The following is a 20129-nucleotide window of genomic DNA, read 5'->3' as shown; positions in this document are numbered from 1 at the left end:
AACTGCCTAAATAATTATTTACTACGCAAAATGCAAAGCGTGAATCAAAAGTGAAGATATTTCTCTGAATGGAGAATTATTTGCTCTTTTATTGCTAATGCGCAGATAGAGTAGCAAATTTTTTCTCCTCCGCACGCGCTATCCTTTTTACATTCGAATAAGACCAGAAAACACGCATTCAGGTTTTTAATGGTCTGGGAAATCACTCTGTAATGAACACTCATAATTAAAACCTACACATTAAAGCGAGCATTTTTATGGAAACAGGAAGCATTACTGCCGTTAATATTCCGGCATCGAGTCGTGCAGGAATGACTGAAAGTGAATGGCAAACCGCCACTAAATTTGACAGCACTGATGTCGGCTGGATCATTATGAGTATCGGGATGGCCATTGGTGCGGGAATCGTTTTCTTACCCGTTCAGGTTGGGTTAATGGGATTATGGGTTTTCCTTCTTTCATCGATAGTCGGCTATCCAGCAATGTATCTGTTTCAGCGTTTATTTATTAATACGTTGGCAGAATCCCCGGAGTGTAAAGATTACCCGAGTGTGATAAGCGGTTATTTGGGTAAAAATTGGGGGATATTATTGGGTTTACTCTATTTTATTATGCTGGTTATCTGGATGTTTGTTTACTCCACAGCCATCACTAATGACAGCGCCTCTTATTTACATACGTTTGGCGTCACGGAAGGGCTATTATCGGATAACCCTTTCTATGGCCTGGTGCTGATTTGTATTCTGGTCGCTATCTCATCGCGCGGTGAAAAGCTCTTATTTAAAGTCTCAAGATATATGGTGCTAACCAAGCTTTTAGTGGTCGCCGCGCTGGGTGTTTCAATGGTCGGCATGTGGCATTTGTATAACGCAGGCACGCTGCCGCCAATGGGGTTGCTGCTGAAGAATGCGATTATTACGTTGCCCTTTACGCTGACGTCTATTCTGTTTATCCAGACGCTTAGCCCGATGGTTATTTCGTACCGTTCTAAAGAAAAATCACGCGAAGTGGCTCGTTTTAAAGCTCTACGTGCGATGAATATCGCTTTCGGCATTCTGTTTGTGACCGTTTTCTTTTATGCCGTCTCTTTTACTCTGGCGATGGGGCATGACGAGGCGGTAAAAGCGTATGAACAAAATATTTCAGCACTGGCTATTGCCGCTCAGTTTATTAACGGAAATGCCGGGGCATGGGTCACAGTAGTCAGCGTGATATTAAATATCTTCGCTGTTATGACCGCATTCTTTGGGGTTTATCTCGGGTTCCGTGAAGCAACGCAAGGTATCGTGATTAATATTCTGCGCCGGAAAATGCCTGCGGAAAAAATTAATGAGAAGTGGGTGCAGCGCGGAATTATGGTATTCGCCATCTTACTGGCGTGGAGTGCGATTGTTCTGAATGCTCCGGTATTAAGTTTTACCTCAATCTGTAGCCCAATATTTGGCATGGTAGGGTGCTTAATTCCAGCGTGGCTGGTCTATAAAGTCCCGGCATTGCATAAATATAAAGGTGTCTCACTGGTCATTATTGTTATCACTGGCCTCTTATTGTGTATTTCTCCATTCCTTGCATTCTCCTGATTGCAGGCATGTGTTTTCTGGATATAAGCGTTAAGGCTAAAAAATGGCAAATTCTGCAATTAACCCAGCATGGGCTGAACTCATCCTGGCTGTGAAACAAAATGTGAAGCCCGCAGTGGGCTGCACAGAACCCATTTCGCTGGCGCTGGCAAGTGCATTGGCCGCCTCGCATCTGGCGGGGCAAGTGACACGCATCGAGGCTCGCGTTTCACCGAATCTGATGAAAAATGGTATGGGTGTTACGGTTCCGGGAACCGGGATGGTCGGCCTGCCTATCGCTGCTGCGGTGGGGGCGCTTGGGGGCGACCCACTTGCGGGGCTGGAAGTGCTGAAAGGTGCGCCGGTTGAGGCGATTGCTGCCGCAAAACTGCTGCTGGCGCGTGGCGATGTGAAGGTCAGTATTCAACAACCTTGTGATGAGATTCTATATACCAGCGTGACGGTTTATACCGCCAAAGAGTCGGCAACGGTGGTCATCGCGGGCGAACATACCCGAGTGATCAGAATCGAGAAAGACGGTGATGTGCTGTTTGATGCCGCTGAAGATGGCCAGGTGGAAGGGAAGGCGCAAGCCTGCTCTATGGAAAACGTCAGCCTTGAGCAGATTGTTGAGTTTGCACAGGGTGTCCCCTTTGATGAGATTGGTTTTATTCTCGATGCGGCCTTGTTGAATAGCGAGCTTTCCCGGGAAGGTTTGCGGGCGCAGTACGGTTTGCATATCGGTTCGACGTTACAGCGCCAGCTCGATCGTGGCCTGATGGCAAAAGATCTGTTGAGCGACATTATGATCCGTACGGCCGCTGCTTCTGATGCACGTATGGGAGGCGCGTGTCTTCCGGCAATGAGCAACTCAGGCTCAGGCAATCAAGGCATCGCCGCGACAATGCCGGTGGTTGTAGTGGCAGAACATCTCGCCTGTGACAGTGAGAAACTGGCGCGGGCGCTGATACTGTCGCATCTGACAGCGATTTATATCCACCATCAGTTGCCGGCACTCTCTGCGTTATGCGCGGCAACCACCGCAGCAATGGGGGCGGCGGCAGGGATCACCTGGTTAATCGACGGCAGCTACAAGAGCATCTCAATGGCTATCAGTAATATGATTGGTGATGTTAGCGGTATGATTTGTGATGGGGCTTCAAACAGTTGCGCGATGAAAGTGTCTACCAGCGCCGCTTCGGCATGGAAAGCGGTGCTGATGGCACTCGATAATACGTCTGTCAGCGGGAATGAAGGGATCGTTGCTCATGATGTGGAGCAATCGATCCGTAATCTTTGTGCGCTGGCAAGCCAGGCAATGCAGCACACCGATCGTCAGATTATTGCGATTATGGCGAATAAGGTCGCCTAATTCAGAGGCTGGCTTCTTCTTCCGCCAGTCGTATATCTGCTTCGACAACAATCGCTTCCAGTTCGTTGAGCATCTCGTCGTAACTTAGCTCGACATCAGCGGTTGTTGTCGCAACCACAACCGCTGACACTGCTTTTTTGGCCGTTTTCTTCGTCGATGGTTTCTTGCTCACGGATAACTCCTGTTGGTCCATTCCTGATACTGGTCAGACCGGTAAATCTATCAGCAATGCACGCAATGGGGTATCTGCGACCAGCGTAATGTTAGCTTCATCACGGATAAAAGCGCCGTCACCACAGGTAAGCCCTTCTTTTTCTTCGGCAGACGTTACAGCGTGGACCGTACCGTGAATTGACTGTAAATAAGCACGCGGGCCATGTAGCTGGAAACTGAGCTGCTGGCCTTTCTCCAGTTCAATCTGGTGAATCCATACTTGTTGACGCAGTTGTAAGCTCTGTTTGCTGCCATCCGGTGAGGCCAGTAATTGTTGTGACTCATCAGTAAGCGTGATTTTCTGCACCAGCGTATTTTCGCGCTCCGGGCAAGCATCAAGCCATAGCTGCATCCGCGTTAGAGAGTTCTCTTTACTCAGGTTATGCTCGCTGTAACTGAGGCCTGGCTGGGTGGAAATGAGCAGTGCTTCCCCCGCTTTAGCCTGAACGTGGTTGCCTTCGCTGTCGCGGTATTCCGCTTCGCCTTCCAGAATCAAATTGAGAATATCAACCTTCGGATAGGTTCGTGGCTGGAATGACGCACCCGGTGCTAACACTTCCTGGTTGAGTACGCGCAACGAAGCATAGCCCAACAATTTCGGGTCGAAATAGTGACCGAAGGAAAACGTATAGCGGGCCTGGAGCCATCCATAGTCCGCTTTCCCGCATTGTTTGGCAGTTCTTGGCGTAATCATAATTTCTTGACCTCTTTTTACACTGTACCCATGGTAAAGCTCTGGACGCTGCATTGTTAGCCAGTTAATCTGCTTGGTATGTTCAAATTTCCTGAATGAGAACGAGATGGCTAAAGAGAGAGCATTGACGCTAGAGGCATTGCGGGTCATGGACGCAATTGATAGGCGTGGGAGTTTTGCCGCTGCTGCTGATGAGTTGGGGCGTGTACCGTCGGCGCTGAGCTACACCATGCAAAAGTTGGAAGAGGAACTGGATGTTGTGCTGTTTGACCGTTCAGGTCATCGCACCAAATTTACCAATGTCGGGCGGATGTTACTGGAGCGTGGGCGAGTTTTGCTCGAAGCGGCTGAAAAACTTACCACTGACGCCGAAGCACTGGCGCGTGGTTGGGAAACGCATCTCACCATTGTTACAGAGGCTCTGGTGCCGACGGCGAAGCTGTATCCGCTGGTGGAAAAACTTGCCGGTAAAGCTAACACGCAGCTGTCGATTATTACTGAAGTGCTGGCAGGTTCATGGGAGCGTTTAGAGCAAGGTCGGGCGGATATTGTGATTGCTCCGGATATGCACTTCCGTTCTTCATCTGAGATTAACTCACGCAAGCTGTATAAGGTGATGAGCGTTTATGTCGCGGCACCTGATCACCCGATTCACAATGAACCGGAGCCGCTTTCAGAGGTGACGCGCGTGAAGTATCGCGGTATCGCGGTTGCTGATACCGCGCGGGAACGTCCCGTGCTGACAGTGCAGTTACTGGATAAACAGCCGCGTCTTACGGTAAGTAGCATGGAAGATAAACGCCAGGCATTGCTGGCCGGGTTGGGTGTAGCGACGATGCCTTATCCGATGGTCGAGCAGGATATTGCTGAAGGAAGGCTACGTGTGGTGAGTCCGGAATACACCAATGAAATTGACATTATCATGGCGTGGCGACGCGATAGCATGGGCGAAGCAAAAGCCTGGTGCCTGCGTGAAATTCCAAAATTATTGAAATAAAAAGGGTGGGCAGCTTTTGCGCTGCTCCACCCTATTTTAGTGAGTTTGTTGGGTGGGAAAGCGCTGCGCTACCCGCCACAATTCTTAAATTATTATTCACTAACGAATCGTGCATCCAGGCGCTTTGGATCCGCGCCGTACTCGTTTTCGCCAGGCGTGCCGTTCTGGCAATTAAACGCCAGAATAATCAACCAGCCCACCAACGGTATTAACAACAGTAACAGCCACCAGGCTGAACGATCGGTATCGTGTAGCCGCCGGAACTGTACGGCCCAGTAAGGCAGAAAAATCAGTACGCCGTAAACCGTCGTCAGCAGACCTTCATCCCCTGCAATCCGCAGTCCTAACATCTTGTCCAGAATGCTTAAAACCACGGTGAGCACAAGGTTGACCAGAATGAACATCCAGAACTCTTTGCGGCGTGCACGTCCACTAAAGCCAAGATAATTTTTTAAAACTTTGAAATACCAATCCATTTGTAGCCCGCCTTGATTTTTTATCAATCACTTGATCTGTAAGCGATCTATTTCAAGAATAGCCGTGAATGGATTTTACGTAAATCATAGTTCATATGAATTTTATCAACCCCTGTTAAACCGTTCGTCGCGCCCGTGAGGCTCATTCAAATCCTGAGCGGGACCAATGGAAATAATCCCGGTAGGGTTAATGGTTTTATGGCTGCGGTAGTAATGGTGGCGGATATGCCCGAAGTCGACAGTTTCAGCGATGCCCGGCATTTGGTAGATATCACGCAAGAATCCGTACACATTCAGGTAATCACTAATGCGGTGTTTGTCGCATTTAAAGTGGGTGACATATACCGGGTCGAAACGCACCAGTGTGGTCCACAAACGAATATCCGCTTCGGTAAGCTGGTCGCCAGTTAAATATCGATGTTGCCCGAGGATCTGCTCAACGCGTGCCAGAGACTCGAATACTTTGGTGACAGCTTCATCGTAAGCTTCTTGAGACGTGGCAAAACCGGCTTTATATACGCCGTTATTAATGCTGTCGTAAATCCAGCTATTTAGCTCATCAATCTGGCTACGTAATGCCGTCGGGTAATAATCCCCAGCGCGAGCACCCTGCGCATCAAACGCGGAATTGAGCATACGGATGATTTCAGCGGATTCGTTACTGACGATAGTCTGCGTTTTCTTATCCCATAAAACAGGTACGGTAACGCGCCCGGTGTAATCTGAGTCAGCTTGTAAATAGAGCTGATAGAGATATTCATGCTGATATAAGCCATCACCGGTAGCGTTTGGGAAATCATCATCAAACGTCCAGCCATCCTGCAACATGAGCGGGTGAACCACAGAAACAGAGATAAAAGATTCGAGGCCTTTTAACGCACGCAAGATTAATGTGCGATGAGCCCAGGGGCAGGCGAGTGAAACATAGAGATGGTAGCGATCTTTCTCGGCAGCAAAACCACCTTTACCGGTTGGGCCGGGTTCACCATCCGCCGTCAACCAGTTGCGAAAAGCTGACTCTGAGCGTTTGAAACTGCCGCCAGTGGATTTGGTGTCGTACCAGACATCGTGCCAGACGCCATCAATTAATTGTCCCATTTCATTCTCCTCGTGAGCCTTAAAAACAAAAAAGCGAAGGTATTAACCTTCGCTTTTACTTCTAATCAGTATAGAAGCCTTACCAGTTTTTCTTCAGAATGCGGTCGATGCTGTATGCACCTGGTCCGAAGATAGCCAGCAACAGGTAGCCACCGGCGATGGTGAAGTTCTTCATAAACATGGTTGAGTTCATGCCCTGGCTGAAATCACCGTGGAACAAGAACGCTGTCAGAATCGTGAACACTGCGGTGATAATTGCTGTGGTACGAGTAAAGAAACCGAACAGAATCGCCAGGCCGCCACCAAACTCAAGCAGAATGGTCAATGGCAGCAAGAACCCAGGAACACCCATCGCTTCCATATATTGTTGAGTGCCGGCATAACCGTTAATTTTGCCCCAACCTGCAACGATGAACAGAATCGGCATCAGGACACGAGCTAACAGAACACCTGCATCATCTAATTTTTTCATTTTACTCTCCAGCGAATCTCTTGTGGGTGCTATCAGCCCAGGGATGTTTGTCTTTGCAGTTTCCGGTAGTTACCGGTGACTGCGGTTGATGGAGAGGATAATAGACGTGACGTTAAGGGATTGTTAGCAAGGAAAACTGTCGATGTTTTTCAATATTACTGATTAATAAAAACGCCGCCTATTCAGGCGGCGTTGGGTACTAATGCGATTGCGGCTGTATTGTGTTGCGAATCAGGCGCCATGTACTCCAGGCACCTAGCCCGCGCCTTGCCCAGCGCATCAGGAAGCTTGGATGGCGCACTGTCCAGATAGCCATAACGCTGCTGGCGACAACTGCGTACCGGCGTAGGCTAATCAATGTGTTCCAGCTTCTGTCATAAGTCGCTGTCACTTCAAGCCAGTCGCGCTTGCTTGCACTTAAATCCAGCCGTTGTTGTTGAATCTTACTGAGTAAAAATGCTTTGCGTTTATCTAGCTCGCGTTTGCTCATAGTTTGTCATCTTCCAGCAACGAGCGGTCGTTTTCGAGCTCGCGACGAGTATGGCGCAGCAAGGTGGATTGACGCGATTTACGCAGAGTCCAGATACCACCGATGAAAGCCAGACCCAACAAAACGACTGTTGTCGCGATCATGGCGTTCAGGCGGTATTGCGGCTCGACTGCCCAGAAAACCAGCACCACAAGACTCATTAAGCCAAATGCAGCAAACAGCATGGTTAACCCAAGCATCAGCAGTAACTGGATGAGATGTGCTTTCTCCTCTTCCAGTTCCACTACTGCAAGCCGCACACGCGTTTCCACCATCCCAACGATGATAGTGACAAGGCGCTGGCCAATGCCAAGGACGCCTTTACCTGGACCTTGAGGTTGATGGGATTCAGGCATAATTAACGACGCGTCAGCAGAACACCGAGTACGACGCCAATCGCCGCCCCAATGCCAACACCGGTCCATGGATTTTCACGCACATAGTCGTCAGCTTTCGCGGCGGCTTCACGGGTTTGTTTAGCAATAACATCACCGGTATCACCCAAGCGTACACGGCTTTCTTTCAGTGCTTTTTCAGCTTTACCACGCAGCTTTTCAAGTTCGGATTTTGACTTATCCGTCGATGCACTCAGCACCTCTTCAAGGGTGTCTGCCAGGGATTTCAACTCAGCGCGCAAATGTTCTGATGTAGTATCTTTTGACATGGTTCTCTCCAGGTGTTTGAGGTTGATCCTTGAACTTAGTAATCACGAGCCTGCAAAGTTTTCAGCTCGTGTTCAGCTTCAGCCAGTTTCTGTTCCCGTTTTGAAATTTTATCAGCATCGCCTTTTTCGCGAGCTTCCTTAAGATCTGCTTTCCGCTCGTTGATTTCAGCTTTTTGTTCGTTGATTTTTTTCTTGTGAGCCGCGCGTAAACTGCTATCGGTGCAGTTAGAGCGAACTTCTTTCAACGCTTTGTTAAGCCCATCGACACGGCTTTGATTCTGGTGTTTCTCCGCATAGCCAATTTCTCGCTGAATATCCTGCTCTTTTTCACTGCACAGCGAGCTAGCATGCGCTGCGGACGTCAGAGACAATAGGGCGATAGCCAATACGGTACGATAGTTCATGATAGACCTTCCATTGTGAATGCACGTTTATACCCTTCATACTTCAAGCCGTTGGGGGACTGCATTTACTCACCCCGCATATGGCTGCAACTCGAATTATTTAGGGTTTAACCTACACATAGAATCCAGAAATTATACGAATATGATGATTTGTAGCGATTTATACCAAAACAAGCATAGTCAGAAATCGAGTAAAAACCCAATCCCCGTTAGCAAATTAGGATTGCAGGAAAGGGTTAACCGATACGGATATTTTCGTTGAGCACACGCGTAAGCCATGTGCTGGCGCTGTCATCTTCATCTTGCTGGGCGATGACGTAGCCATGCGGCAGCGTTTTATACAATACGGCTTTAGCCGCCTCGCTTTGCGCACTCGAATCAAACTTTATCAATAACGAATTGTTGTCAGGCGTAATACTTTTAAAGCGAATGCCGTTGGCATCAAGGTGATGCCAGACATAAAACCCGTCAGGCATGCTGATGCCTTGTTGGCTGGAGCGAATCTCAAGTGTGGACTCTGTGCGCTGCATTCCCGACCATATCAGTATCGAGGCTGCGGCAATTGCGCCAATCAACATCGTGGCCCTTAGGCCACGAAAAAAATGTGTTTTCATCGTTATCCCTCTTAACTGCGGTTACCGTATTTTTTACGCCAAAGCACAATCAACGAACCGATCAGACCAATTACCAATAACACGACTGGTAGCAGCATCAGGCAGGACATCAATGCATCTTCATATTTCAGGAATACCGGCGTTTTACCGAGCAGATATCCTAGCGTGGTGAGGATTAGTACCCATAACAGGCCGCTCATCCAGTTGAAGAACTGGAAACGCGCATTGTTCAGACCAGATAAACCAGCAATAGTTGGTAACAGGGTACGAACAAAAGCAATGAAGCGACCAATCAGTAATGCAGACAAGCCATGTTTATGGAACAGGTTGTGTGCACGCTGGTGATAATGCGCGGGAAGATGCGATAGCCAGTTCTGCACGATTCGCGTGTTACCAAGCCAACGCCCTTGAATATAACTAAGCCAGCAGCCGAGGCTTGCGGCGGTTGTCAGTAAAAGTAGAGTTTCCGGAAAACCCATTGCCCCTTTGGCAATCAGCACACCGACCAAAACTAACAAACTATCGCCGGGTAGGAAGGCTGCGGGCAGAAGGCCGTTTTCAAGGAATAAAATCATGAACAAGACGAAATAAAGCATGCCAATCATTCCTGGATTGGCGAGCGTTTCAAAATCCTGGCTCCAGAGAGCGTTCAACAGTTGCGAGAGAAGTTCCATTCAGTGTTCCTGGCACATCGGTTAAGACCGCTGATCAAAGTCAGCCTGGTAGAACGCGGCTTGATGTATTTATGCTTGGTGTAGTTGCCGCCTACAATCCACAGCTCATTACCCATACGCGCCACAACTCCGTGTGAATGCGACTGGGCAGGTTATTAGCAAAGCTAACACCGACAGTGAAATTGCATCTAATTGTAACAAAGCTCTGTCTAATGCGTCACAGTATTTGCGCTTTGTTGAGGATTGATTTTGATGACTCGCTGAGGGGCTGGCGAGGGTATTTACAAACGCTGACACTATTGGTTGGTTTGCTTACCCTCGCGCAGGAAAATGACTATTTTTGACCGTTTGCGGCAGTATCGAGATGAATGACCGGATTATCTGCAAATAAGTAGCGATCGGCGTTAAATTCGAAATCATCGCTGGTCGCATCAAAGAGCATCTGTTTGGTATTTTCCAGATGTTGCCACATCGCCAGTTTAGCGGCATGTGGATCTTTACGAATCAGTGCCTTAAGAATTTGGTCGTGGTCTTCACACCAGTTGTCCACAGTGCGTTTATCAATGTGCTCGTGAAGTTTTTTCCAGTATGGGTTGTGGATACGTTGGCTCCACATTTTTTCCACAATAGCGGCAAGCGCACTGTTTTGTGAGGCCAGCGCGACTTGAGTGTGGAAATGAAGGTCCCACTCGGAATCACGGAAACTTTCCTCGTTACGCGCCATTTCCTGAATTTCCATCAGTTTGACGATATCTTGCTTGGTCACCTGAGTGGCCGCAAATTCCGCGATATTACTTTCAATCAACTGGCGAGCTTGCAGCAGCTCAAATGGCCCAAAACTTGCGAATTCAAATTGTTCATCAGGAAGGTTGGTGTACTTCGCCTGATTGGCGATTACGTGGATGCCAGAGCCTTTACGTACTTCAACGTAGCCTTCCACTTCCAGCATAATAATCGCTTCACGAACTACAGTGCGGCTCACGTTCTTTTCTTCAGCAATAAAGCGCTCTGCCGGGAGTTTTTCCCCAACCAGATAAACACCGTTTTCGATGCGTTGTTTAAGTTCAGCTGCCAATTGCTGATAAAGGCGACGTGGTTCCATAACTTCCATCTGTAGCTCCGGGAAAGGTCCTGCGGGTAACCTTATTTGTTATACCACTTTTCAAAGTTTGGCTCCACATTCTAGATACACAAAAGCCGCCCGTGGGCGGCTTTGTAAACAAATTTGAGACACCGATTATGCTATTGCTTGCTTCGCTTTTTTCGAGTCGTTCAACTCACTGATTGGTTTGTTTTGCAGCACGGTCCAGATAACGATAGCGCCGAGGATATCGAATACTGCCAGTGCAGCGAACAGTGGGCTGAAGCCAAGGGTATCTGCCAGTGCGCCTACAACCAGAGCAAACATGGTGCTCGCAGTCCAGGCAGCCATACCGGTCAAGCCATTCGCCGTTGCCACTTCGTTGCGACCGAACACGTCAGAAGACAGAGTGATCAGAGCACCAGACAGTGACTGGTGAGCAAAGCCGCCAACACACAGCAGAGCGATTGCAACGTACGGGCTGGTGAACAGGCCGATAGTACCTGGAGCAATCATCAGAATCGCACCCATGGTCACAACCAGTTTACGAGAAACAATCAGGTTCACACCGAATACGCGTTGGAAGATTGGTGGCAGGTAGCCGCCAACGATACAACCCAGGTCAGCAAACAGCATTGGCATCCAGGCAAACATCGCGATGTGCTTCAGGTCAAAGCCGTAAGCTTTAAACATGAACAATGGGATCCATGCGTTGAAAGTACCCCAGGCTGGTTCAGCAAGGAAACGTGGCAGAGCAATACCCCAGAACTGACGGTTTTGCAGGATTTTCCAGGCGCTCATTTTTTTGCTGTTGTTAGTCTGGTGATGCGCTTCCTGGCCACCGATGATGTATTCACGTTCTTCTTCAGACAGGCGTTTCTGATCGCGTGGGTGTTTGTAGAAAATCAACCAGCACATCGCCCATGCAAAGCTCAGCACACCGGAGATGATGAAAGCCATCTGCCAGCTGTGCATCACAATCGCCCAAACCACTAATGGTGGAGCAATCATGCCGCCGATAGAGGAACCTACGTTGAAGTAACCAACGGCGATTGAGCGCTCTTTAGCCGGGAACCATTCGCTACTGGCTTTCAGGCCAGCTGGAATCATAGCCGCTTCAGCAGCACCAACGGCACCACGAGCGATTGCCAGACCACCCCAACTTCCCGCAAGTGCAGTTGCACCACAGAAAATTGCCCATGCGACAGCAAAGAATGCGTAGCCCACTTTCGTACCCAGAACATCAAGCGCGTAACCTGCAACAGGCTGCATGATGGTGTAGCAAGCTGAGTAAGCAGCGATAATGTAGGAATACTGCTGAGTGGAAATATGCAGCTCTGCCATCAAAGTCGGTGCAGCAGCCGCAATCGTATTACGTGTCAGATAACCCAGTATGGTACCCATGGTTACCAGGGCTATCATGTACCAGCGCAAGCCTTGAATCTTTCGCATTTTGAATTTCATCCCGTCTTATAAACAACCGCACATCATGCGGCCGTACGTCCGGCACTGCTGCCAGAGCGTTTGATCTATTAAGGGGTTCATATCCGGGGGTATCACCCGGTACGACCCGTACCTTGCCATATGTAAAAAACTGCCTGTGGCAATTCCGGTTTCCGTACCGTGATGCGCTGTTATTGATATCAGCGTCTGAAGTAATTCCATTACGTCTGTATTGCGACGGCAGAAAGATAACTTGTCATACAGCTTCAAAAGTTGAGTGATATCACAAAAGTGTCGATCAGCTCACTCCAAGGGGGTAGGGGCTTTCAAGCCAGAACTGGCGCGGGATACGGCTTTGTTTTAAACACAATATTAACAATAAAAGTGTGGTTTTTGTGACGGACACCACAAAAATCCACTCGGCCTCCAGAAATTGGTGTGATAACTTTATTTGCATTATGCGCAAGCATCGAACTGCTATGAACAGAGGAACCCTACAATGGCCCAGTTTATGACTGAAGATTTTCTGCTTGATACCGAATTTGCCCGCCGTTTGTATCATGAGTTTGCAGCCGACCAGCCTATTTTCGACTATCATTGCCACTTACAGCCACAGCAAGTCGCTGAAGATTACCGCTTCAAAAACCTGTATGACATCTGGTTAAAAGGCGATCACTACAAGTGGCGTGGAATGCGTGCTAACGGTGTGGAAGAGCGTTTGTGTACTGGTGATGCGTCTGACCGTGAGAAGTTCGATGCCTGGGCTGCAACCGTTCCGCACACTATCGGGAACCCGCTGTATCACTGGACTCACCTCGAACTGCGTCGTCCATTCGGTATCACTGGCAAACTGTTGTCTCCAACAACGGCTGATGAAATCTGGAACGAATGTAATGAACTGCTGGCTCAGGACAACTTCTCTGCGCGCGGCATCATGAAGCAGATGAACGTGAAAATGGTCGGTACGACTGATGACCCAATTGACGATCTGCGTTTCCACCGCCAAATCGCGCTCGACGCGTTTGAAACCAAAGTGCTGCCAAGCTGGCGCCCGGATAAAGCGTTCAACATTGAACAAGCTACTTTTGCTGAGTACATGGGCAAACTGGCTGAAGTGTCTGATACCGACATTCGCCGTTTCTCTGATCTGCAAACTGCACTGAACAAGCGCCTGGATCACTTTGCTGAACATGGTTGTAAAGTTTCCGACCACGCATTAGACGTGGTGCTGTTCGCCGAAGCTGACGAAGCGACTCTGGATGGCATCCTTGCGCGTCGTCTTTCTGGTGAAACCCCAAGCGAGCACGAAGTTGCACAGTTCAAAACTGCGGTTCTGGTTTGGCTGGCTGCGGAATATACCCGTCGCGGTTGGGTTCAGCAGTACCACATTGGTGCGCTGCGTAACAACAACCTGCGCCAGTTCAAACTGCTGGGACCTGATGTGGGCTTTGACTCCATCAACGACCGTCCAATGGCTGAAGAACTTTCTCGCCTGCTCAGCAAGCAAAACGAAAACAACGAACTGCCAAAAACAATTCTGTACTGCCTGAACCCACGCGATAACGAAGTGTTGGGCACCATGATTGGCAACTTCCAGGGCGAAGGTATGCCAGGAAAAATGCAGTTTGGTTCCGGTTGGTGGTTCAACGACCAGAAAGATGGCATGGAGCGTCAAATGACGCAGTTGGCGCAACTGGGTCTGCTGAGCCGTTTCGTTGGCATGCTGACTGACAGCCGTAGCTTCCTGTCATACACCCGCCACGAATACTTCCGTCGCATCCTGTGCCAGATGATTGGCCGTTGGGTTGAAGCGGGCGAAGCTCCAGCTGACATCAATCTGCTGGGCCAAATGGTGGAAAACATCTGCTTTAACAACGCCCGAGACTACTTTGGCATTGAACTGAACTAATCAGGCTCTGAGGTTGATATGCAATACATTAAGATCCATACGCAAGATAACGTCGCTGTTGCGTTAGTGGACCTGGCTGAAGGTGAAGTGGTTACCGTTGAAGGCGTAGAGGTTACTCTGCGCCAGCCGGTGCTTCGTGGCCATAAATTTGCGCTGGTTACCATTGCGCAAGGTGAGAACGTCGTTAAATACGGTTTACCAATTGGCCATGCTTTGGCGACGATTGAAGCCGGTGAGCACATTCACTCACACAATGCGCGTACGAATCTGAACGATCTGGATGAGTATAGCTATCAACCTGATTTCCAGTCTCTGGCAAGCCAGGCTGCGGACCGCGATGTGAGCGTTTACCGTCGTGAAAACGGCTCAGTAGGCGTGCGCAACGAGTTGTGGATCCTGCCAACCGTGGGCTGTGTAAACGGCATCGCGCGTCAGATCCAGAACCGTTTCCTGAAACAGAATCACGACGCCGAAGATATTGACGGCGTGTTTCTGTTCAGCCATCCGTTCGGTTGTTCACAGCTGGGTGAAGATCACGTTAACACCCGTACCATGCTGCAAAACATGGTGCATCACCCAAATGCGGGTGCGGTGCTGGTGATTGGCCTGGGTTGTGAAAACAACCAGGTGAGCGCCTTCCGTGAAACGCTGGGTGAGTACGATGAATCCCGCGTGAAGTTTATGGTTTGCCAACAGCAAGACGATGAAGTTGAAGCCGGCCTTGAGCAACTGCAAGAGCTGTACGAAGTCATGCGTCACGACAAACGTGAACCAGGTAAAATCAGCGAACTGAAGTTCGGCCTTGAGTGCGGCGGTTCCGATGGCCTGTCTGGCATCACCGCGAACCCAATGTTGGGCCGTTTCTCTGACTTTATGGTGGCTAACGGCGGCACAACTGTGCTGACAGAAGTCCCGGAAATGTTTGGTGCTGAACGCATTCTGATGAGCCACTGCCGCGATGAAGCAACGTTTGAAAAAACCGTCACCATGGTGAACGATTTCAAACAGTACTTCATCGAACACAACCAGCCGATCTACGAGAACCCATCACCAGGGAACAAAGCTGGCGGTATCACCACGCTCGAAGAAAAATCCCTCGGCTGTACGCAAAAAGCCGGTGAGAGCGAGGTTGTCGATGTCCTGCGTTATGGCGAGCGCCTGAAAACGCCTGGCCTGAACTTGTTAAGCGCACCGGGTAACGATGCGGTTGCTACCAGTGCATTGGCTGGAGCAGGTTGCCATATGGTGCTGTTCAGCACCGGTCGTGGCACACCATACGGCGGTTTTGTGCCAACAGTTAAAATCGCAACCAACAGTGAACTGGCCACTAAAAAGCCGCACTGGATTGATTTTGACGCAGGCAAACTGCTGCACGGCAGCGACATGAATACACTGCTGACAGAGTTTATCGACACTATTGTTGATATCGCTAACGGCAAAAAGACCTGTAATGAACGTAATGATTTCCGCGAATTAGCCATCTTTAAGAGCGGCGTTACGTTGTAGATAGCGTCTCAGGTGCTACCATGAAACGGCGTTTTGATATTCGAAATGCCGTTTTTTTTCGCCTCGTTTTTACTCACAAGGATTTGTCATGACCGCGTATTGGGTTGCCCAGGGCGTCGGGGTTCTCGCCTTTGTGGTTGGTATTACCACGTTCATTAACCGCGACGAGCGGCGCTTCAAGCTACAACTGGCGGGTTACAGCGCCATCATCGGTATTCACTTCTTCTTGATGGGCGCCAGCCCGGCAGGCATGAGTGCTGAACTCAACGCAATCCGTACCGTTATCTCCCTGCGTACGCGGAGCCTATGGGTGATGAGCATTTTCATTGCGTTAACACTGGGTTTGGGTCTGGCTAAATTTAACCATGCGATGGAATTACTGCCGATTGCCGGAACCGTAGCCAGTACCTGGGCATTATTCCGCTGCAAAGGGCTGACCACTCGTTGTGTGATGTGGTGCTCCACGGCTTGTTGGGTGACACATAATTTCTGGCTAGGGTCGATTGGCGGAACGTTAATCGAAGGGAGTTTTTTGGTGATGAACGGCCTGAATATCATTCGTTTCTGGCGGATGCAACGGCGGGGCATTGACCCGTTTAAGGTCGAAAAAGAGGTCCAGCAACAAGAGGGATAACTCCCCGCCACGAAGGGCAGGGAGCTTTGAGTATTAACCGCGTAACGGATTATTGTCTGCCAGACGTGCATCTTCTGCCTGGCAAGCCGCTGCGGTAAACAGCACGTCGGTAGAGGAGTTCAGTGCGGTTTCGCAAGAATCCTGCAACACGCCGATGATAAAGCCGACTGCAACCACCTGCATGGCAATCTCATTCGGGATGCCAAACATGCCGCATGCCAGTGGGATCAGCAGCAGCGAACCACCTGCCACACCAGAAGCTCCGCAAGCACACAACGACGCCACCACACTTAGCAGCAGTGCGGTTGGTAAATCAACTGGCACGCCCAGAGTATTCACCGCAGCCAGCGTCAGCACGGTAATAGTGATTGCTGCACCCGCCATGTTGATGGTTGCGCCCAATGGGATGGAAACCGAGTAAGTATCGCGATCCAGATTCAGCTTCTCGCAGAGCGCCATGTTCACCGGAATGTTAGCCGCAGAACTACGGGTGAAGAAAGCAGTTACGCCGCTCTCACGCAGGCAAGCGAACACCAGTGGGTACGGGTTGCGACGGATTTTTACGAACACCAGCAGTGGGTTGATGACAAGCGCCACGCCGAACATACAGCCAACCAATACCAGCAACAGTTGTGCGTAGCTCCACAGCGTTTCAAAGCCCGTCGTTGCAAGTGTTGATGCCACCAGACCGAAAATACCGATTGGGGCGAAGCGAATCACGACACGAACGATGAACGTCACCGCATCAGAAACATCGTTAATCAGGTTTTTAGTGCTTTCATTCCCGTGGCGCAGAGCAAAGCCCAGGCCCACAGCCCACACCAGAATCCCGATGTAGTTGGCTTTCAGCAATGCATCAATGGGGTTAGAAACCATGCTCAGCAACAGGCCGCGCAGAACTTCCACAATGCCTGATGGTGGCGTGATATCGGTAGCGCCGGTCACCAGATGCAAGGTAGAAGGGAACACGAAACTGACAACCACAGCAGTTAACGCGGCGGTGAATGTTCCCAGAAGATAGAGCACCAGAATCGGACGGATGCTGGTTTTCTGGCCGTGCTTATGGTTCGCGATAGATGCCATCACCAGCATCAGAACCAGAACCGGTGCGACAGCTTTCAGTGCCCCAACGAATAATGTCCCGAGCAGACCGACGGCGATTGCCGCAGGTTTTGAAATTGCCGCCAGTGCGATGCCCAGCACCAGTCCGATCAGAATTTGTTTGACCAGACTGCCTTGTGCCAGGCGTTTAAGAATACCTGGAGATTGTGTAGCCATGAATAACCTTCCTGTGTTGTATGTCGTCCCATCCTGTGTCTGTACTCTGAGGTACTTTTCTGACCGGATGTAAAGAAATGTGTTTGCCTGGCCGAGTATAAGGAAATGTCGCAGGGTAGTAAGTAGTAATCACTGATTATTTCGGTGCAGGCTAGATTTTATAACTAAATTTTAACAAATATGTGACATTAGCAACACTTCGTACAGTTGGCGCTATAAAAAGAAAAACCCCGCCATTGACGGGGTTCTCTCATTCCGGGAAGTGTTACTTCGCCATGTTTTTCTGATCGTTACGGTAATTCACGATAGCGTTGATAATTAACGTTAACGCCAGAATACCGCCTACCACGCCCAGCGAAATAGCGATTGGGATATGGTAGAAATCGACAATCATCATCTTCACGCCGATGAACACCAGGATAATCGACAGACCGTACTTCAGCATCGAGAAGCGCTCAGCCACGCCAGCCAGCAAGAAGTACATCGCACGCAATCCAAGGATTGCAAACAGGTTCGACGTCAGCACGATGAACGGGTCAGTCGTGACTGCGAAGATTGCTGGGATACTGTCGACCGCGAAAATCACGTCGCTCAGTTCAACCAGAATCAGCACCAGCAGCAGCGGCGTGGCGAACAAAATACCGTTCTTACGAATAAAGAAGTGCTCACCTTCAATTTTATCCGTCATGCGCAGGTGGCTACGGATCCAGCGCACCAGCGGTTTATCGCCAATGCCGCCTTCATCTTCTTTCGCCAGTGCCATCTTGATACCGGTGAACAGTAAGAACGCGCCAAAGACATACAGCAGCCATTCGAACTGGGAAATCAGCCAACTACCCGCGAAGATCATAACGGTACGCAGCACGATCGCGCCCAGCACACCGTAAACCAGCACACGGCGCTGCAATGCAGCAGGTACAGCAAAGTAGCTGAACAGCATCAGCCAGACGAAGACGTTATCCACCGCCAGCGCTTTTTCAATCAGATAACCGGTGAGGAAGGCGAGAGCTTGTGTATCCGCCACTTCACGGCCAGATGTCCCGGTGAGATACCACCAGAAGGCTGCGTTAAACAGCAGCGAAAGCGAAACCCAGACCAGGGACCAGACGGCCGCCTGCTTCATGGACATGGTGTGCGAGCCTTTACGCCCCTGAAGAAGGAGGTCGATAGCCAGCATGATGACGACCACGACGGCAAAACCGCCCCACAGTAATGGAGTGCCGACACTATTCATAAAATTATTCCTATAAAAACAAAAACGGCCAACGTCGGAAGACGCCAGCCGCTAATGCTTGCAACAGGGATCTCGCCTTCCGGCAAGGTCTCACTTACAACACGGAATGGTTTTTTGTATAAAAAGCCATTCGTATTGCTCGGTAACCGGGTGTTTTCACACCGTAATGACGATTAACCGACAATGAAGTTACTCCCCTTTGCGGGTAACAAAATATTACGATTGCTACAATCAGTCAACATCACGCTACCCCGCTTTTACACACCTTTACGCCGGTAGCTGCGTAGAGACATCATCCGCCGGGAATTTGACGCCCGTTTGCTTGCGGATTTCCGTACTCAGTAACGCTGTGGAGCGTGAGGTGATCAACCCTGGATGGTTAACTTCGTTGTCATTGACCAAACGAGCAAAGACTTCGGCTTCATAAAGCATAGTATTAATATGCTGTGGCAGCGTCAGATCCTGCGGTTTGCCGCCGCGTGGAATAAAGGTGATGCGCTGGCATTCAGAGATTTTCTCAATTACCAGTGAACCGGCTTCGCCCTGAATCTCGCTTGGGATAGTTGAATCGCTGACTTTTGAGTGCAGCAAGTTCACATCGAAATCGCCGTAATTCATCTTCACCGAACCGTGCGCATCGACACCGCTTTCCAGCAGGCTGGCGGTAGCATGAACCGAATACGGCTCGCCCCACAACGCCACTGCTGACGCCAGCGTGTAAAAACCGATATCCATAATCGAGCCGTTGGAAAACGCCGGATTAAAGGTATTTGGGTTCTCGCCATCGAGATAACGCTGATAGCGCGAGGAGTATTGGCAATAGTTGAGCAGCACTTTGCGGATCTTGCCCACTTTCGGCAACGCCTGTTGCAGCGCGATAAAGTTCGGCAAGCTGGCAGTTTTGAACGCTTCGAACAACACCACCTGGTTTTCACGCGCGCAGGCAATCGCCGCTTCCACTTCACGCAAATTAGACGCCAGCGGCTTCTCGCAAATTACATGCTTTTTATGGCTTAAAAACAGCAGCGTTTGTGGAGAGTGCAGGGAATTAGGGCTGGCGATGTATACCGCATCAATGGCGTCACTCTTCGCCATCGCATCCAGATCGGTAAAGAGATGTTCCACCGGATAGTCACTGGCGAAGGTTTGCGCCTGTTCCAGCGAGCGGGAGTAGACCGCGGTGAGTTTATATTTGCCACTTTCGTGGGCAGCATCGACGAACTGACGGGTGATCCAGTTAGTTCCAATAACAGCGAGGCGTATCATAAACGGGTACTA

The 20129-nt window shown here is 49.8% G+C and carries 22 protein-coding genes; 6 read left to right on the top strand and 16 right to left on the bottom strand.

Translation table 11 applies throughout. The annotated features are described in order from the left end of the window. Positions 1-257: 257 nt before the first annotated feature. On the top strand, positions 258-1580 hold the full coding sequence (locus AC0IXI_RS20720) for an SLC5/6 family protein (RefSeq protein WP_471683035.1): 1323 nt from the start codon (positions 258-260) through the stop codon (positions 1578-1580). A 43-nt stretch (positions 1581-1623) separates the two neighbouring features. Then, the gene (locus AC0IXI_RS20715) at positions 1624-2931 is read left to right on the top strand and encodes an L-cysteine desulfidase family protein (protein WP_471683034.1); all 1308 of its coding nucleotides are present in this window, start codon (positions 1624-1626) and stop codon (positions 2929-2931) included. A 1-nt stretch (position 2932) separates the two neighbouring features. On the opposite strand, the gene AC0IXI_RS20710 is transcribed toward AC0IXI_RS20715, so the two are convergent. Both AC0IXI_RS20710 and AC0IXI_RS20705 read right to left on the bottom strand, forming a co-directional pair. Beyond that, positions 2933-3103 (bottom strand): hypothetical protein, encoded by a 171-nt coding sequence (locus AC0IXI_RS20710; protein ID WP_471683033.1) that lies wholly within the window; start codon positions 3101-3103, stop codon positions 2933-2935. 33 nt (positions 3104-3136) lie between these two features. Beyond that, positions 3137-3838 carry a pirin family protein gene (locus tag AC0IXI_RS20705; RefSeq protein WP_064516008.1) on the bottom strand — a complete coding sequence of 234 codons (702 nt, stop codon included), beginning with the start codon at positions 3836-3838 and terminating at the stop codon, positions 3137-3139. A gap of 106 nt (positions 3839-3944) precedes the next feature. Between AC0IXI_RS20705 and AC0IXI_RS20700 the strand changes: the two genes are divergently transcribed. Continuing rightward, positions 3945-4835, top strand: coding sequence for a LysR family transcriptional regulator (locus AC0IXI_RS20700; protein WP_471683032.1), 891 nt, complete (start codon positions 3945-3947; stop codon positions 4833-4835). Positions 4836-4927: 92 nt separating this feature from the next. Here AC0IXI_RS20700 and AC0IXI_RS20695 read toward each other — a convergent pair whose 3' ends face one another. The 11 genes from AC0IXI_RS20695 to AC0IXI_RS20645 all read right to left on the bottom strand — a co-directional run bounded on the left by AC0IXI_RS20695 (position 4928) and on the right by AC0IXI_RS20645 (position 12299). Beyond that, the gene (locus AC0IXI_RS20695; protein ID WP_151993985.1) at positions 4928-5311 is read right to left on the bottom strand and encodes a DUF805 domain-containing protein; all 384 of its coding nucleotides are present in this window, start codon (positions 5309-5311) and stop codon (positions 4928-4930) included. A 105-nt stretch (positions 5312-5416) separates the two neighbouring features. After that, positions 5417-6409, bottom strand: coding sequence for a glutathione S-transferase family protein (locus AC0IXI_RS20690; protein ID WP_471683031.1), 993 nt, complete (start codon positions 6407-6409; stop codon positions 5417-5419). 79 nt (positions 6410-6488) lie between these two features. Further along, the gene (locus tag AC0IXI_RS20685) at positions 6489-6881 is read right to left on the bottom strand and encodes a DoxX family protein (protein WP_064515925.1); all 393 of its coding nucleotides are present in this window, start codon (positions 6879-6881) and stop codon (positions 6489-6491) included. A gap of 199 nt (positions 6882-7080) precedes the next feature. Beyond that, positions 7081-7371, bottom strand: coding sequence for a YqjK-like family protein (locus tag AC0IXI_RS20680; protein WP_471683030.1), 291 nt, complete (start codon positions 7369-7371; stop codon positions 7081-7083). Continuing rightward, complete coding sequence (locus AC0IXI_RS20675; protein WP_064515930.1) at positions 7368-7766, bottom strand: phage holin family protein; 399 nt, start codon at positions 7764-7766, stop codon at positions 7368-7370. Before AC0IXI_RS20675 ends, AC0IXI_RS20680 begins: the two co-directional genes overlap by 4 nt. 2 nt (positions 7767-7768) lie before the next feature. Next, the gene (locus AC0IXI_RS20670; protein ID WP_034461328.1) at positions 7769-8074 is read right to left on the bottom strand and encodes an ElaB/YgaM/YqjD family protein; all 306 of its coding nucleotides are present in this window, start codon (positions 8072-8074) and stop codon (positions 7769-7771) included. A 35-nt stretch (positions 8075-8109) separates the two neighbouring features. Then, on the bottom strand, positions 8110-8478 hold the full coding sequence (locus AC0IXI_RS20665) for a DUF1090 domain-containing protein (RefSeq protein ID WP_064515933.1): 369 nt from the start codon (positions 8476-8478) through the stop codon (positions 8110-8112). A 236-nt stretch (positions 8479-8714) separates the two neighbouring features. Further along, positions 8715-9092 carry an EnvZ/OmpR regulon moderator MzrA gene (gene mzrA / locus AC0IXI_RS20660; RefSeq protein WP_034461332.1) on the bottom strand — a complete coding sequence of 126 codons (378 nt, stop codon included), beginning with the start codon at positions 9090-9092 and terminating at the stop codon, positions 8715-8717. Between the two features lie 11 nt (positions 9093-9103). Further along, positions 9104-9766, bottom strand: coding sequence for a DedA family general envelope maintenance protein YqjA (gene yqjA, locus AC0IXI_RS20655; RefSeq protein WP_064515935.1), 663 nt, complete (start codon positions 9764-9766; stop codon positions 9104-9106). Positions 9767-10100: 334 nt separating this feature from the next. Further along, complete coding sequence (gene exuR / locus AC0IXI_RS20650) at positions 10101-10877, bottom strand: transcriptional regulator ExuR (protein ID WP_034461334.1); 777 nt, start codon at positions 10875-10877, stop codon at positions 10101-10103. A gap of 126 nt (positions 10878-11003) precedes the next feature. Beyond that, positions 11004-12299 carry an MFS transporter gene (locus AC0IXI_RS20645; protein WP_064515938.1) on the bottom strand — a complete coding sequence of 432 codons (1296 nt, stop codon included), beginning with the start codon at positions 12297-12299 and terminating at the stop codon, positions 11004-11006. 490 nt (positions 12300-12789) lie between these two features. On the opposite strand from AC0IXI_RS20645, the gene uxaC reads away from it, so the two are divergent. The 3 genes from uxaC (at position 12790) to AC0IXI_RS20630 (ending at position 16339) form a co-directional block, all read left to right on the top strand. Then, the gene (gene uxaC / locus AC0IXI_RS20640) at positions 12790-14199 is read left to right on the top strand and encodes a glucuronate isomerase (protein ID WP_064515940.1); all 1410 of its coding nucleotides are present in this window, start codon (positions 12790-12792) and stop codon (positions 14197-14199) included. Between the two features lie 18 nt (positions 14200-14217). Further along, positions 14218-15705: a UxaA family hydrolase gene (locus AC0IXI_RS20635; RefSeq protein WP_064515942.1), complete on the top strand. Its 1488-nt coding sequence runs from the start codon at positions 14218-14220 to the stop codon at positions 15703-15705. A gap of 88 nt (positions 15706-15793) precedes the next feature. Then, the gene (locus tag AC0IXI_RS20630; RefSeq protein WP_064515943.1) at positions 15794-16339 is read left to right on the top strand and encodes a YgjV family protein; all 546 of its coding nucleotides are present in this window, start codon (positions 15794-15796) and stop codon (positions 16337-16339) included. A 33-nt stretch (positions 16340-16372) separates the two neighbouring features. On the opposite strand, the gene sstT is transcribed toward AC0IXI_RS20630, so the two are convergent. The 3 genes from sstT to AC0IXI_RS20615 form a co-directional block, all read right to left on the bottom strand. Continuing rightward, entirely contained in the window at positions 16373-17617 is a 1245-nt protein-coding gene (sstT, locus tag AC0IXI_RS20625) for a serine/threonine transporter SstT (protein WP_064515945.1), read from the bottom strand. A gap of 265 nt (positions 17618-17882) precedes the next feature. Next, positions 17883-18851 carry a TerC family protein gene (locus AC0IXI_RS20620; RefSeq protein ID WP_134186360.1) on the bottom strand — a complete coding sequence of 323 codons (969 nt, stop codon included), beginning with the start codon at positions 18849-18851 and terminating at the stop codon, positions 17883-17885. Between the two features lie 267 nt (positions 18852-19118). Further along, positions 19119-20117 carry a Gfo/Idh/MocA family protein gene (locus AC0IXI_RS20615; protein ID WP_471683029.1) on the bottom strand — a complete coding sequence of 333 codons (999 nt, stop codon included), beginning with the start codon at positions 20115-20117 and terminating at the stop codon, positions 19119-19121. Positions 20118-20129 lie beyond the last annotated feature (12 nt).

This window comes from Buttiauxella sp. AC038 (assembly GCF_979253565.1).
This window is presented reverse-complemented; position numbering and strand designations above follow the sequence as displayed.

Coding starts and splice junctions, on each gene's coding strand:
- AC0IXI_RS20680 (WP_471683030.1), bottom strand. CDS start 7,371: ATGAGCAAACGCGAGCTAGATAAACGCAAAGCATTTTTACTCAGTAAG.
- sstT (WP_064515945.1), bottom strand. CDS start 17,617: ATGGCTACACAATCTCCAGGTATTCTTAAACGCCTGGCACAAGGCAGT.
- AC0IXI_RS20700 (WP_471683032.1), top strand. CDS start 3,945: ATGGCTAAAGAGAGAGCATTGACGCTAGAGGCATTGCGGGTCATGGAC.
- AC0IXI_RS20685 (WP_064515925.1), bottom strand. CDS start 6,881: ATGAAAAAATTAGATGATGCAGGTGTTCTGTTAGCTCGTGTCCTGATG.
- AC0IXI_RS20635 (WP_064515942.1), top strand. CDS start 14,218: ATGCAATACATTAAGATCCATACGCAAGATAACGTCGCTGTTGCGTTA.
- AC0IXI_RS20690 (WP_471683031.1), bottom strand. CDS start 6,409: ATGGGACAATTAATTGATGGCGTCTGGCACGATGTCTGGTACGACACC.
- AC0IXI_RS20705 (WP_064516008.1), bottom strand. CDS start 3,838: ATGATTACGCCAAGAACTGCCAAACAATGCGGGAAAGCGGACTATGGA.
- AC0IXI_RS20620 (WP_134186360.1), bottom strand. CDS start 18,851: ATGAATAGTGTCGGCACTCCATTACTGTGGGGCGGTTTTGCCGTCGTG.
- AC0IXI_RS20615 (WP_471683029.1), bottom strand. CDS start 20,117: ATGATACGCCTCGCTGTTATTGGAACTAACTGGATCACCCGTCAGTTC.
- AC0IXI_RS20665 (WP_064515933.1), bottom strand. CDS start 8,478: ATGAACTATCGTACCGTATTGGCTATCGCCCTATTGTCTCTGACGTCC.
- yqjA (WP_064515935.1), bottom strand. CDS start 9,766: ATGGAACTTCTCTCGCAACTGTTGAACGCTCTCTGGAGCCAGGATTTT.
- AC0IXI_RS20670 (WP_034461328.1), bottom strand. CDS start 8,074: ATGTCAAAAGATACTACATCAGAACATTTGCGCGCTGAGTTGAAATCC.
- exuR (WP_034461334.1), bottom strand. CDS start 10,877: ATGGAAGTTATGGAACCACGTCGCCTTTATCAGCAATTGGCAGCTGAA.
- AC0IXI_RS20715 (WP_471683034.1), top strand. CDS start 1,624: ATGGCAAATTCTGCAATTAACCCAGCATGGGCTGAACTCATCCTGGCT.
- AC0IXI_RS20720 (WP_471683035.1), top strand. CDS start 258: ATGGAAACAGGAAGCATTACTGCCGTTAATATTCCGGCATCGAGTCGT.
- uxaC (WP_064515940.1), top strand. CDS start 12,790: ATGGCCCAGTTTATGACTGAAGATTTTCTGCTTGATACCGAATTTGCC.
- AC0IXI_RS20645 (WP_064515938.1), bottom strand. CDS start 12,299: ATGCGAAAGATTCAAGGCTTGCGCTGGTACATGATAGCCCTGGTAACC.
- AC0IXI_RS20695 (WP_151993985.1), bottom strand. CDS start 5,311: ATGGATTGGTATTTCAAAGTTTTAAAAAATTATCTTGGCTTTAGTGGA.
- AC0IXI_RS20675 (WP_064515930.1), bottom strand. CDS start 7,766: ATGCCTGAATCCCATCAACCTCAAGGTCCAGGTAAAGGCGTCCTTGGC.
- AC0IXI_RS20630 (WP_064515943.1), top strand. CDS start 15,794: ATGACCGCGTATTGGGTTGCCCAGGGCGTCGGGGTTCTCGCCTTTGTG.
- mzrA (WP_034461332.1), bottom strand. CDS start 9,092: ATGAAAACACATTTTTTTCGTGGCCTAAGGGCCACGATGTTGATTGGC.